Annotated in this window: 13 protein-coding genes; 7 read left to right on the top strand and 6 right to left on the bottom strand. The window is 54.9% G+C overall.

Going from position 1 to position 13,163, the window contains the following annotated elements:
* Nucleotides 1-20: 20 nt before the first annotated feature.
* On the bottom strand, nt 21-947 hold the full coding sequence (gene aaeR, locus ACOTYB_RS18605; protein ID WP_003860415.1) for an HTH-type transcriptional activator AaeR: 927 nt from the start codon (nt 945-947) through the stop codon (nt 21-23).
* Nucleotides 948-1,126: 179 nt separating this feature from the next.
* Here aaeR and aaeX point away from each other — a divergent pair, with 179 nt between their 5' ends.
* From aaeX to ACOTYB_RS18630, 5 genes are all read left to right on the top strand, one after another.
* Nucleotides 1,127-1,330: a p-hydroxybenzoic acid efflux pump operon protein AaeX gene (gene aaeX, locus ACOTYB_RS18610; RefSeq protein ID WP_003860416.1), complete on the top strand. Its 204-nt coding sequence runs from the start codon at nt 1,127-1,129 to the stop codon at nt 1,328-1,330.
* A gap of 7 nt (nt 1,331-1,337) precedes the next feature.
* The gene (aaeA, locus tag ACOTYB_RS18615; protein ID WP_003860417.1) at nt 1,338-2,270 is read left to right on the top strand and encodes a p-hydroxybenzoic acid efflux pump subunit AaeA; all 933 of its coding nucleotides are present in this window, start codon (nt 1,338-1,340) and stop codon (nt 2,268-2,270) included.
* Between the two features lie 5 nt (nt 2,271-2,275).
* A complete protein-coding gene (aaeB, locus tag ACOTYB_RS18620) occupies nt 2,276-4,243 on the top strand; it encodes a p-hydroxybenzoic acid efflux pump subunit AaeB (RefSeq protein WP_409249005.1) in 1,968 nt (655 codons plus the stop codon).
* 86 nt (nt 4,244-4,329) lie between these two features.
* Nucleotides 4,330-5,784 carry an NAD-dependent succinate-semialdehyde dehydrogenase gene (locus ACOTYB_RS18625; protein WP_003860422.1) on the top strand — a complete coding sequence of 485 codons (1,455 nt, stop codon included), beginning with the start codon at nt 4,330-4,332 and terminating at the stop codon, nt 5,782-5,784.
* 45 nt (nt 5,785-5,829) lie between these two features.
* Nucleotides 5,830-6,102 carry a barstar family protein gene (locus ACOTYB_RS18630; protein ID WP_003860424.1) on the top strand — a complete coding sequence of 91 codons (273 nt, stop codon included), beginning with the start codon at nt 5,830-5,832 and terminating at the stop codon, nt 6,100-6,102.
* A gap of 59 nt (nt 6,103-6,161) precedes the next feature.
* On the opposite strand, the gene yhcN is transcribed toward ACOTYB_RS18630, so the two are convergent.
* Both yhcN and argR read right to left on the bottom strand, forming a co-directional pair.
* Nucleotides 6,162-6,425: a peroxide/acid stress response protein YhcN gene (gene yhcN, locus ACOTYB_RS18635; protein WP_003860426.1), complete on the bottom strand. Its 264-nt coding sequence runs from the start codon at nt 6,423-6,425 to the stop codon at nt 6,162-6,164.
* A 378-nt stretch (nt 6,426-6,803) separates the two neighbouring features.
* Nucleotides 6,804-7,274 carry a transcriptional regulator ArgR gene (argR, locus tag ACOTYB_RS18640; protein ID WP_003860428.1) on the bottom strand — a complete coding sequence of 157 codons (471 nt, stop codon included), beginning with the start codon at nt 7,272-7,274 and terminating at the stop codon, nt 6,804-6,806.
* A 397-nt stretch (nt 7,275-7,671) separates the two neighbouring features.
* On the opposite strand from argR, the gene mdh reads away from it, so the two are divergent.
* Nucleotides 7,672-8,610: a malate dehydrogenase gene (gene mdh / locus ACOTYB_RS18645; protein WP_003860429.1), complete on the top strand. Its 939-nt coding sequence runs from the start codon at nt 7,672-7,674 to the stop codon at nt 8,608-8,610.
* Nucleotides 8,611-8,660: 50 nt separating this feature from the next.
* Here the strand turns inward: mdh and degS are convergent, their stop codons facing one another.
* The 3 genes from degS to zapG form a co-directional block, all read right to left on the bottom strand.
* Complete coding sequence (gene degS, locus ACOTYB_RS18650) at nt 8,661-9,728, bottom strand: outer membrane-stress sensor serine endopeptidase DegS (protein WP_003860430.1); 1,068 nt, start codon at nt 9,726-9,728, stop codon at nt 8,661-8,663.
* 92 nt (nt 9,729-9,820) lie between these two features.
* Entirely contained in the window at nt 9,821-11,188 is a 1,368-nt protein-coding gene (gene degQ / locus ACOTYB_RS18655) for a serine endoprotease DegQ (protein WP_003860431.1), read from the bottom strand.
* Nucleotides 11,189-11,358: 170 nt separating this feature from the next.
* Nucleotides 11,359-11,757, bottom strand: coding sequence for a Z-ring associated protein ZapG (zapG, locus tag ACOTYB_RS18660; RefSeq protein ID WP_003860432.1), 399 nt, complete (start codon nt 11,755-11,757; stop codon nt 11,359-11,361).
* A gap of 189 nt (nt 11,758-11,946) precedes the next feature.
* On the opposite strand from zapG, the gene zapE reads away from it, so the two are divergent.
* Nucleotides 11,947-13,071 carry a cell division protein ZapE gene (zapE, locus tag ACOTYB_RS18665; RefSeq protein ID WP_045343299.1) on the top strand — a complete coding sequence of 375 codons (1,125 nt, stop codon included), beginning with the start codon at nt 11,947-11,949 and terminating at the stop codon, nt 13,069-13,071.
* The last annotated feature ends 92 nt before the right edge of the window (nt 13,072-13,163 follow it).

A 13,163-nucleotide genomic window follows, 5' to 3' on the forward strand; every position in this document is an offset into this window, starting at 1 on the left:
AACGGGGAGAGGGGAAAAGCCTACTCTTTCCTTCTGCCCCGCATGCCCTGAAACAGCTCCGCCACTTCCACAAAATAGTCCGTCAGATAGTTAATACAGACCTGCACCTTCAGCGGCAGCTTGTCCTTTTCCGTATAGAGCGCGTACACCGGACGCGGATCGGACTGGTAGCGCGGGAAGAGGATCTCCAGCACGCCGCTGTTGATCTCGTTGATCACCCACATCAGCGGTACGTAGGCGATCCCGGCCCCGGCCACCAGCCAGCGTGAGATGGTCATCGGATCGTTGGTGACGAAGCGGCCTTCAGGCAGCAGTTTAGTGGAAAGCCCTTCCGGCGCGATCAGTTCAAATTCGTTATCTGGCCGAACGCTGTATTCCAGCCACGAGTGGTTGCTCAGATCGGCAGGTTTCTCCGGCACGCCATACTGTGCCAGGTAGCTTTTCGAAGCGCAGACCACCATCGGCATGCTGCCCAGTCGACGCGAGAACAGGCTAGAGTCCTGCAACGCGCCAACGCGGATCACCACGTCTAACCCATCGGCAATCAGGTCCGGTGCCGGAATGCCCGTAACCAGATTAACGGTTAAACCGGGATACTCTTTCAGCATTTCCGCCGTCATGGCAGCGAGAACATTTTGTGCCATAGTTGAAGAACACCCGATACGCAGCGTGCCGATAGGCGTGTTGTTAAAGGCATAGAGTTGCTCGTGAACGTCCTGCACTTCATGCAGCATTCGACGGCAGCCCTGATAGTAAATTTTACCCGCTTCCGTCAGCCCGATGCTGCGGGTGCTGCGGTTGAGCAGCTTCACCTGAAGCTCATCTTCCAGTTTTGACACTGTCTGACTAATGGATGAGACGCTCATTTGTAGCTGACGTGCTGCGGCGGTAAAAGAGCCTTGCTCAACCACTTTCGCAAAGACGGACATGCGTTTTAGACGTTCCATTATTCACTCTGGCTTAAAAGTGATTTAGATCACATATGATAGATAACAGCATAACAGTTACGTTAATATATTATTAATTACATAACGGCTGCGCCACTCTCGCCCGGCAATTCTTGCTCTCCTGCGGCGGCGCGAGCATAAAAATCCAGTAACCTGCACTCTCTTTAATCAAGGTCAACATGAGTCTGTTTCCCGTTATCGTGGTGTTCGGTTTGTCGTTCCCACCGATATTTTTCGAGCTTCTTTTATCACTGGCGATCTTCTGGCTGGTGCGCAAGGTGCTGGTCCCTACCGGGATTTATGATTTCGTCTGGCATCCTGCATTGTTCAATACCGCGCTGTATTGCTGCCTGTTCTATTTAATATCGCGCATGTTTGTCTGAGGTTGATGTGAAAACGCTAACAAGAAAAATCTCCCGCACTGCCATCACTATGGCGCTGGTCATCCTGGCGTTCATCGCTATTTTTCGCGCCTGGGTTTATTACACCGAATCCCCGTGGACGCGCGATGCGCGTTTCAGCGCGGAGGTGGTCGCGATAGCGCCCGATGTCGCCGGTCTCATTACGGCAGTCAACGTCCACGATAACCAACTGGTGAAAAAAGATCAGGTGCTGTTCACCATCGACCAGCCGCGCTATCAAAAAGCGCTGGAAGAAGCGGAAGCCGACGTGGCGTATTACAACGCGCTGGCCTCTGAAAAACGCCGTGAAGCAGGACGCCGTAACAAGCTGGGCATCCAGGCCATGTCCCGGGAAGAGATTGACCAGTCCAATAACGTGCTGCAAACCGTGCTGCATCAGCTGGCAAAAGCGCAGGCGACGCGCGATCTGGCGAAGCTCGATCTGGAACGTACCGTTATCCGCGCCCCGTCCGATGGCTGGGTGACCAACCTCAATGTCTATGCGGGCGAGTTTATCACGCGCGGCTCTACGGCCGTGGCGCTGGTGAAACAGAACTCTTTCTACGTCCTCGCCTATATGGAAGAGACCAAGCTGGAAGGCGTGCGTCCGGGCTATCGCGCCGAAATCACGCCGCTCGGCAGCAACCGGGTCCTGAAGGGAACCGTGGACAGCGTGGCCGCGGGGGTGACCAACTCCAGCAGTACCAATGATTCAAAAGGGATGGCGACCGTCGATTCTAACCTCGAGTGGGTTCGTCTGGCGCAGCGCGTACCGGTACGCATTCGTCTGGATGAGCAGCAGAGCAACCTCTGGCCCGCAGGCACCACGGCGACGGTGGTGATCACGGGTGAAAAAGACCGTGATGCCAGCCAGGATTCGATCTTCCGACAAATCGCCCATCGCCTGCGCGAGTTTGGTTGATCGCTATGGGCATTTTTTCCATCGCCAGCCAGCACATCCGCTTCGCCGTGAAGCTGGCATGCGCCATTGTGCTGGCGCTGTTTGTTGGCTTCCATTTCCAGCTTGAAACGCCGCGCTGGGCCGTTCTGACCGCCGCGATCGTCGCCGCCGGTCCTGCCTTCGCGGCGGGTGGCGAACCTTACTCCGGGGCAATTCGCTATCGCGGGATGCTGCGTATTATCGGCACCTTTATCGGCTGTATCGCCGCCCTGACCATTATCATCCTGATGATCCGCACGCCGCTGCTGATGCTGATTGTATGCTGTATCTGGGCGGGTTTTTGCACCTGGGTCTCTTCGCTGGTGAAGGTGGAGAACTCGTACGCCTGGGGTCTGGCGGGATATACCGCGCTGATTATTATCATCACCATTCAGAGTGAACCGCTGCTTGCTCCGCAGTTCGCCGTGGAACGTTGCAGCGAGATTGTCATTGGTATCGTCTGCGCGATTGTCGCAGACCTGCTCTTCTCTCCGCGATCGATCAAGCAGGAAGTCGATCGTGAGCTGGACGCGCTGATTGTTGCTCAGTACCAGCTCATGCAGCTGTGCATTAAGCACGGCGACAGCGAAGAGGTCGACAAGTCCTGGAGTGCGCTGGTGCGCCGCACGCAGGCGCTGGAAGGGATGCGCAGTAACCTCAATATGGAGTCTTCCCGCTGGGAGCGGGCCAACCGTCGTCTGAAAGCGATCAATACCGTCTCGTTAACGCTGATCACCCAGGCGTGTGAAACCTACCTGATTCAGAACACCCGCCCCGAAGTGGTAACGGATACTTTCCGCGAACTGTTTGATGAGCCTGTGGAGACGGTGCAGGACGTGCATCGACAGCTTAAACGCATGCGTCGTGTGATTGCGTGGACAGGAGAACGGGATACGCCAGTCACCATTTATACCTGGGTAGGCGCCGCAACGCGCTACCTGCTCCTGAAACGCGGCGTGATTAGCAACACCAAAATCAGTGCGGCGGAAGAAGAGGTGTTACAGGGCGAAGTGGTGATCAAACCTGAATCCGCCGAGCGCCATCATGCGATGGTTAACTTCTGGCGTACCACCCTGGCCTGTATACTCGGCACGCTGTTCTGGCTGTGGACCGGCTGGACGTCTGGCAGCGGCGCGATGGTGATGATTGCCGTCGTCACCGCGCTGGCGATGCGTCTGCCCAACCCGCGCATGGTCGCGATCGATTTTCTGTACGGCACCATTGCGGCGTTACCCATTGGCGCGCTCTACTTCCTGGTGATTATTCCCTCGACGCAGCAAAGCATGCTTTTGCTCTGCATCAGCCTGGCGGTGATGGCGTTCTTTATCGGGATTGAGGTACAAAAACGCCGTCTGGGATCGTTAGGCGCACTGGCGAGTACGATTAACATCATCGTGCTGGATAACCCGATGACCTTCCATTTCAGTCAGTTCCTGGATAGCGCACTAGGTCAGCTGGTGGGCTGTTTCCTGGCAATGATGGTGATCCTGCTGGTGCGGGATAACTCTCAGGCGCGGACAGGGCGCGTGCTGCTGAATCAGTTTGTATCGGCCGCCGTATCGTCCTTGACCACCAACACCGCGCGGCGCAAGGAGAACCACCTGCCGGCGCTCTATCAGCAGCTGTTCCTGTTGCTAAATAAATTCCCGGGCGATGTCGCCCGCTTCCGCCTGGCGTTAACCATGATTATCGCGCACCAGCGTCTGCGGAACGCGCCAGTGCCGATCAACGACGATTTGTCCGCCTTCCACCGCCAGCTACGGCGCACGGCGGACCATGTGATATCGGCATCCAGTGATGACAAACGTCGCCGCTACTTTAAGCAACTGCTGGAGGAGCTGGATATCTACCAGGAGAAACTGCGGATCTGGGAAGCGCCGCCGCAGGTTACCGAGCCGGTAGAGCGGCTGGTGTTTATGCTGCACCGCTACCAGAATGCGCTGACAGACAGCTAACGAAGAGAAAACCGACGCCAAAAGCGTCGGTTTTTTTGTGGCTATACTTATTCTTGCAGGTTCAAACATTCAGGAAGGGAGGACACATGACAACCCAGGCTCTTCAGGACAGTATTCTTTTTCAGACCGGGTATCTGGTCAACGGTATCTGGAAAACACTCGACACCACGTTTGATGTGCTAAACCCGGCCACGGGCGAAGTCATTGCGAAAGTGGCGAAAGCAGGAAAAGCCGAAACCGAAGAGGCCATTGTGGCCGCGACGAAGGCCTTTCCCGCATGGCGCGCAAAAACGGCAAAAGAGCGTTCCGCGATCCTCTATCGCTGGTATGAACTGATTATCGAGAACAAAAGCTGGCTCGGGCGGCTGATGACTACCGAGCAGGGCAAGCCGCTGAAAGAGGCTGAAGGTGAGGTGGACTACGCTGCCAGCTTCATTCAGTGGTTTGCCGAGCAGGCCAAGCGCGCCAACGGTGAAATCATTCCTCCGGTTAAACCTGGCTCCCGTATTCTGGCCACTCGTGAACCTGTCGGGGTGGTTGCTGCTATCACGCCATGGAATTTCCCGATGGCTATGCTCACCCGTAAGCTCGGCCCGGCGCTGGCAGCAGGATGTACCGGCGTGATCAAACCTGCAAACAACACGCCGCTGAGCGCCTTTGCGCTGCTGACGCTGGCGAAGCAGGCCGGTGTGCCGGATGGTGTGCTGAATGCGGTCGCGGGGAGCACCTCAGAAATTAGCGACGCCATTATGGCCAGCCATGACGTGCGCAAAATCTCGTTTACGGGTTCAACCGCCGTCGGGAAAACGCTGGTTCGCAATTCCGCAGAGACCATGAAAAAGGTATCGATGGAGCTGGGCGGTAATGCGCCGTATATCGTTTTCGAGGACGCGGATATTGATGCCGCCGTCAAAGGCGCGATCGCCAATAAGTTCCGTAACGCCGGGCAGGTCTGCGTCAGCGTAAACCGTTTCTATATTCAGGAGACGGTCTATGACAAGTTCGTCAATCAACTTGCCGATGCGGTGAAGGCGCTGAAGGTGGGTAACGGTCTGGACGAGGGCGTCGTTGTCGGCCCGCTGATTGAGCCTTCGGCTGTCGAGAAAGTGCGTGAGCACGTCGAAGATGCGGTAGCGAAGGGCGCCACGGTGCTGGCTGGGGGTAAACCGCACGAACTTGGCGGCAACTTCTGGATGCCAACCGTACTCGGTGACTGCCATGAAGGCATGAAGCTGGCAGAAGAGGAGACCTTTGGTCCCGTTGCCGCCTGCTTCCGCTTCACGTCGGAAGACGAAGTGGTTATGCGCGCTAACAATACGCCTTACGGGCTGGCGGCCTACTTTTATACCCAGAATCTTTCGCGCGTGTTCCGCGTCTCACAGGCCATTGAGAGCGGCATGATCGGAATTAATGAATGTGCGGTCTCGACCGAACTGGGTCCGTTTGGGGGCGTAAAAGAGTCCGGGCTGGGCCGCGAGGGGTCCGTGCTGGGGCTGGAAGAGTTTCTGGAAGTTAAAACCCTGCATATCGGGGGATTATAATAGACAGGGCGGCATTTGCCGCCCGCCTGTACCGGGTGGCTGGCAATGAAAATTTATACCTTTGATTTTGACGAAATTGAGAGTCAGGAAGACTTCTATCGCGAGTTTATTCGGGCGTTCGACCTGGAGCGGGGCAGCGTAAGCAATCTTGATATGCTGTGGGATGTGGTTACCGGCGACAGGCTGCCGTTACCGCTGGAAATCGAATTTACCCATCTGCCTGAAAAACTGCGCAGACGCTTTGGCGCATTGATTTTATTGTTTGATGAAGCGGAGGAGGAGCTGGAAGGGCAACTGCGTTTCAACGTGCGCCAGTGATAAAAAAGCCCCTGACCGGGAGGTCAGGGGCAAGTCGTATGATGAGATACGACGAGGGTTTATTTGTAAAGTTCTGCGGTAGCGTGCCAGTGGTCGCCACTGCGCGCTTCGATGATGCGATAAGATGACGCACCCTGTTCTTCCGCTTTTTTGTTCAGCATTTCGTGCATGTCCATCGGAGACGTACCGATGGCACCAACAGAAACAGTCCCGATAGCCTGACGGGATTGTGCCTGTTCGGCATTAATGGTGTCGGCTGCAAACGCACCGAATGACAGGACTGACAGTACGCTCAGGGTAGCTACAGTGGTTTTAATTTTCATGATTATTTACCTCGTCAATTATTTTACTGGGGTCTTTGTTCTGTGACCCTCATCACAAAATCAAGTATACACTAATCACGCAAAAAATTAATACCAGACTAATGGTTTCGCCTGTTATTACGTGTTAAAAAAATCATTTTTTATAACGCGAATGCATAAAAAGGAGCGCCACAATGCGAGGTTTATGGTTTTTTCTTGTCTAAATCAAAGGGATAGATCAATTTGATTTTTTGTGCGATTTTGCGGCAGATCATTCACTGAATGAATGTTAACAGGTGGTAAAAAGCACTATTTGCAAAAACAGCAGGCAGAGAAAAGCAGGGTAAAATGCGGAAGCAGCAGAATGATCCCCGCAGTCAGGCGCTACGGGGCAGACAATTACAGCTCCTGTTCGAACAGGACCAGAATCGCTTCGTAGAGGTCTTTCACCGAGAAACCATTTGCCGGGGTGGTAAAAATGGTGTCATCACCGGCGATGGTCCCGAGGATCCCCTCTGCTTTACCCAGCGAGTCCAGCAGGCGGGCAATCAGCTGGGCTGCGCCCGGGCTGGTGTGGATCACGACCACGGCATCGTTATAGTCGATGTCCAGAACCAGGTTTTTCAGCGGGCTGGAGGTCGTTGGCACGCCAAGTTCAGCAGGCAGGCAATAAACCATTTCCATTTTGGCGTTGCGCGTACGCACCGCTCCAAACTTGGTTAACATGCGAGAGACCTTCGACTGGTTGATGTTGTCGAAGCCTTGTTCCTGCAACGCCTGAACAATTTCTCCCTGAGAACTGAATTTCTCTTCTTTGAGTAGCGCTTTAAACGCCTTCACTAATTCTTCTTGCTTAGACGAGCTTCGCATAAGTCACCCGGAATATGACGATAGAAACAACATTATTATGCATGTGGATGAATTTTTATGCAAATTATCTACCTGACGCCAGGCTGAAATAATGTTATGAAAGGGAGAGATTTTATCAGATTTCGTTATCGGAAAACATGCCTGGGTCACGCCGCGCAAATAACCTTAAAAGTAAATTAAATGTTATCAAAATGATGTTGTTTTGGTGGCGTGGCAGGGTGTATTGTAACCCCCTCTTAATTCGTTGTTGCCTACAGCCCGATAGTATTCAGGTGAAGGTGAAAGACGTGCGACCTCAAATTCTTTAGCGATGAAAATTGTAATTAATGACGTGCTGAATTATGGTCGCCGCAACGGAGTTACAGATACTTAAGTTAACCATAATAAGGAGTTTAGGATGAAAGTCGCAGTCCTCGGCGCTGCTGGTGGTATCGGCCAGGCGCTTGCCCTACTACTGAAAACCCAACTGCCTTCAGGCTCAGAACTCTCCCTGTACGATATTGCTCCGGTAACCCCAGGTGTGGCGGTTGACCTGAGCCACATCCCGACAGCTGTGAAAATCAAAGGCTTCTCCGGTGAAGATGCGCGTCCTGCGTTGCAGGGTGCCGACGTGGTGCTGATCTCCGCGGGTGTTGCACGTAAACCGGGTATGGATCGTTCAGACCTGTTCAACGTCAACGCGGGCATCGTGAAAAACCTGGTTCAGCAGATCGCTGAAACCTGCCCGAAAGCGTGCATCGGTATCATCACCAACCCGGTGAACACCACCGTTGCCATCGCAGCAGAAGTACTGAAGAAAGCAGGCGTTTACGACAAGAACAAACTGTTCGGCGTAACTACGCTGGATATCATCCGCTCCAACACCTTCGTGGCTGAGCTGAAAGGCAAGCAGCCAACGGAAGTGGAAGTGCCGGTTATCGGCGGTCACTCTGGCGTGACCATCCTGCCTCTGCTGTCGCAGATCCCGGGCGTGAGCTTCACCGAGCAGGAAGTGGCTGACCTGACTAAACGCATTCAGAACGCAGGCACCGAAGTGGTGGAAGCGAAGGCGGGTGGCGGTTCTGCAACCCTGTCTATGGGTCAGGCGGCGGCACGTTTCGGCCTGTCTCTGGTTCGCGCGTTGCAGGGCGAAAAAGGCGTTGTTGAATGCGCCTATGTTGAAGGCGACGGTGAACACGCGCGCTTCTTCTCTCAGCCGCTGCTGCTGGGTAAAAACGGTGTTGAAGAGCGTAAGTCTATCGGCACGCTGAGCGCGTTTGAGCAAAACGCGATGGAAGGCATGCTGGATACGCTGAAGAAAGACATCACGCTGGGCGAAGAGTTCGTTAACAAGTGATCTTGTCCCGGTAAAAAAAACGGAGCGCTAAGCTCCGTTTTTTATGCCCGTCAGTTAGTGGCCGGGTATTCCTGGATGGTGACCTGGATCGTCAGCTTCTTGTCATTACGCATGACTTCAACAGGGATGATGGAGCCCGGGCGAATCTCAGCCACCTGGTCCATGGTTTCCAGCGCAGAGACCGCTGGCGTACCGTTGACGGAAAGGATAACGTCGTTCACCTGGATACCTGCATTGGCCGCCGGGCCGCCAGGCGCCACTTCGTTGACCACAATCCCCTGGATCTGATCGATACCACCGCCCTGCGTATGCATCGGTGCGATTTCACGCCCACCAATACCGATGTAGCCACGGATCACGCGGCCATCGCGGATCAGCTTGTCCATGATCTTGGTCGCCAGCTGGAATGGAATGGCAAAGCCAATCCCTTCCGGCGTTTCGCCGTCGTTGCTCTTGTCGAAGGAGAGGGTGTTAATGCCCATCAGTTCGCCCAGAGAGTTCACCAGCGCACCGCCGGAGTTACCGTGGTTGATAGAGGCATCGGTTTGCAGGAAGTTCTGCCGCCCTGACGGGTTCAGGCCGATTCGACCGGTCGCGCTGATGATCCCCTGAGTGATGGTCTGGCCCAGGTTGTACGGGTTACCGATCGCCAGTACCACATCGCCGATATGCGGCGTTCGTTTGCGATTAATCGGGATAGTCGGCAGACCGCCGGTGGCGTTGATCTTCAGCACCGCCAGATCGGTCAGGCTGTCCGACCCCACCAGCAGGGCTTCAAACACGCGGCCATCCTGCAAGGCGACGATAATCTGGTCGGCATCGTTAATGACGTGTTTATTGGTGATGATGTAGCCCCGGTCATCCATGATCACACCGGAACCGAGCGTGCGGATCTCCAGCTGGTTATGAGCGGAACTGTTAAGCCCGCGGTTATAGACGTTAACCACGGCGGGGGCGGCACGGCGTACCGCCTGATTGTACGTCGCAGGCGTTTCATCCGTGCTGTCGAACTGAGGAGCCGACAGTTTGTTGAACTGGCGTAAAGATGGCATAGCCACCAGCAGCAGACCGGCAACGATCAAACCAATGACAATTGAACGAAAGAGCTTTAAAAGCATGATGCGTGTGTCGTTAAAAAAGGAACGGTTTGCAGCATAACATGAGTTATCCGGACATCACACGCAGCGGCGATGCCCGGAGTCGCAAATGGTTAACGCAGTAAAATGTAGAGGGTATCGTTGCCACGGATAATTTGCAGGGCAATGACCGCCGGTTTACTCTCCAGCACCTTACGCATTTCGGCAATAGACTGCACGCGAGTACGGTTCACGCCCACGATCACGTCGTCCTGATGCAAACCTGCCTGCGCGGCCGGGCTGCTCTTCTCAACGGTAGTGACAGAAATGCCTTTCGTGCCGTTTTTAAGCTGACCATCGCTCAGCGTAGCGCCCTGTAGAGCCGGGGAGATCTGTTCTGCGCTGGCGGAAGAGGAGGTGCTCTTGTCCAGCGTCACTTCCACGGTCAGCGGTTTGCCCTCGCGGATCAGGCCCAGCTTCACTTTAGCGCCAGGCTCCGTGGTGGCAATACGCGAACGTAATTCAGCGAAGCTGCTCAGCGGTTTATCGTTCAGGCTGACAATAACGTCACCGGATTTCACGCCCGCTTTCGCAGAGCCTGAGTTGGGCAACACTTCGCTGACAAACGCCCCGCGCTGGACGTTGAGCTTAAAGGCTTTGGCGATATCGGCGCTCATCTCCATGCCTTTGATGCCCAGCAGACCGCGCTTAACCTCGCCAAACTGAATCAGCTGTTGAGACAGAGTTTTCGCCATGTTGCTCGGAATGGCAAAACCAATCCCGATGCTGCCGCCGCCTGGCGCGAGGATAGCGGTGTTGATGCCGATCAGCTCACCGTTCAGATTAAGCAGCGCACCGCCGGAGTTGCCCCGGTTGATGGAGGCATCGGTCTGGATGAAATTTTCCAGCCCTTCGAGATTCAGGCCGCTGCGCCCCAGGGCGGAGACAATTCCGGAGGTGGCGGTCTGGCCTAAGCCGAACGGGTTACCGACCGCGACAGCAAAATCACCGACGCGCAGCTTATCGGAATCAGCAATGGCGATCTGGGTCAGGTTGCTGGGGTTTTGTACCTGTAGCAGGGCGATATCACTCTGATCGTCACCGCCGATCAGTTTGGCGTCAAACTCCCGGCCATCGTTCAGCTGAACGCTGATTTTATCGGCCTGGCTGATCACGTGGTTATTGGTCAGGATATAGCCCTTAGCCGCGTCGATAATTACCCCTGAGCCCAGACCTTCAAACGGCTGAGCCTGCTGATCCGGCGCGTCTTCGCCAAAATATTTCTTCAGCTCTTCGGGAATACGCTGGCTTTGGCGTGCCGTCCCTTCCACCTGAACGCTGACTACCGCAGGCAGGACTTTTTCAAGCATCGGCGCAAGGCTGGGAATGGCTTCTTGTCCAGGCACCTGCGAAGGCAGTGCCGCACTGACGGGGAAGGACGCCGAGAGAGATAACCCGACACTTAACGCTAAGGCGCTCAACAGCTGGTTTTTTTTCTTCATCGATGCTGACTCTCGTATCCTGGAATGAAAAAGAACGGCCCCAAAAACATCTTGATGTTATTGAATTTTCAACCGCTGAACAATGAGGTGTTTGACTAAATAATAGCTGGGGACGGGAAGAAAGGACGGGCGCATAAGGTGCGCCCGTAAAATTTATTCAGGTTGTGCGATTAATCGCGTTTTACGCCACCGCGCAGCAGGCCGGACGCGCCGTCTGAATAGTCGCGTGGCATCTGAACCGGAGCCTGATCGTTACCGGCTTCAGAATCAGCCAGACGATTGCGGAAGGGGTTGGTCTCCGCGGTCATTTCCGGCAGCAGGCTGCTGGAGCTTTTCGCCATGTGCTGGTAGAGCTGGCGATAATCTGTCGCCATGTTGTCCAGCAGCTCAGCGCTACGGGCAAAGTGGCTGACCAGCTCTTCGCGATATTCTTCCAGTTCGGCTTTGTTCTTTTCCAGTTCGTATTGCAGTGACTGCTGCTGACGCAATTTGCGGTTACCGAAACGCATGGCCACAGCACCAATGATGATGCCGACGACTAAACCGATTAGCGCATATTCCCAGGTCATGAACTTCTCCCGTTGTCTTGTTGTTCCGTAGGGTGTTGGCTCGGCTCCTGCCTGTGCCTGATTATGCCACTATAACCGCTATTTCCGCAGAAGTGGAATCCTGACGTATCATCGCGTAGTGTAGAACGGCCTTTTTTTCATCAGCCACGCGCGCTGGTGAGGTTTAACTAAAGGAATAACAACAACATCATGCAAAACCTGTCCCCTTCATCGCGTTACCAACTGGCCCTGAGCGAGGGCACACACCAGCCGGATGATGTCCAGCGTGAAGCGGTTAACCGCCTGGACACGATTTATCAGGAAATTCTGGCGAAACCCGCCGATGCGGTGCAGAGCAGTGGGCTGAAGGCGGCATTCGGCCGTTTACTGGGCAAAAAAGAGCCCAAGGTAAACGCACCGGTTCGTGGATTATATATGTGGGGTGGCGTTGGGCGGGGTAAGACCTGGCTGATGGACATGTTCTACCAGAGCCTGCCCGGCACGCGTAAGCAGCGTCTGCACTTTCACCGTTTTATGCTGCGGGTCCATGAAGAGCTGACGGCGCTCCAGGGCGAAACCGACCCGCTGGAGATTGTGGCCGATCGCTTCAAGGCGGAAACGGACGTGCTCTGCTTCGACGAGTTCTTTGTTTCCGATATTACGGATGCCATGCTGCTGGGGGGCCTCATGAAAGCGCTGTTTGCGCGTGGGATCACCCTGGTGGCGACCTCAAATATCCCGCCGGATGAGCTTTATCGCAATGGTCTTCAGCGGGCGCGTTTCCTGCCAGCCATAGATGCCATTAAACAGCACTGCGACATCATGAATGTCGATGCCGGCGTCGATTATCGTCTGCGCACATTAACGCAGGCGCACCTGTGGCTTTCACCGCTGAACGCCGACACAGCCAGCGAGATGGATAAACTGTGGCTGGCGCTGGCAGGGGCACCGCGGGATAACGCGCCAGCGCTGGAGATTAATCATCGCCCGTTGTCGACGCTTGGCGTAGAGAACCAGACGCTGGCCGTCTCGTTTGCAACGCTCTGCGTGGACGCCCGCAGCCAGCATGACTACATTGCGCTTTCACGTCTGTTCCATACCGTTATGTTGTGGGATGTGCCCGTTATGACCCCACTCATGGAGAGCGAAGCGCGCCGCTTCATCGCGCTGGTAGATGAGTTTTACGAGCGCCACGTTAAGCTGGTGGTCAGCGCCGAGGTGCCTTTATATGAGATCTATCAGGGCGAGCGCCTGAAGTTTGAGTTCCAGCGCTGCCTGTCGCGCCTGCAAGAGATGCAGAGCGAAGAGTACCTCAAGCGTGAGCATATGCCGTAACAAATGCTCCCCTCTCCCCGTGGGCTGAGGGATCCCCAGTAATATGGTCATGCCACCATGACCATATTACTGTACTCTTTTCCCAGCTTTTT

Source organism: Enterobacter cloacae complex sp. IR5450, from assembly GCF_049238665.1.
GTDB classification, from domain to species: domain Bacteria; phylum Pseudomonadota; class Gammaproteobacteria; order Enterobacterales; family Enterobacteriaceae; genus Enterobacter; species Enterobacter hormaechei_C.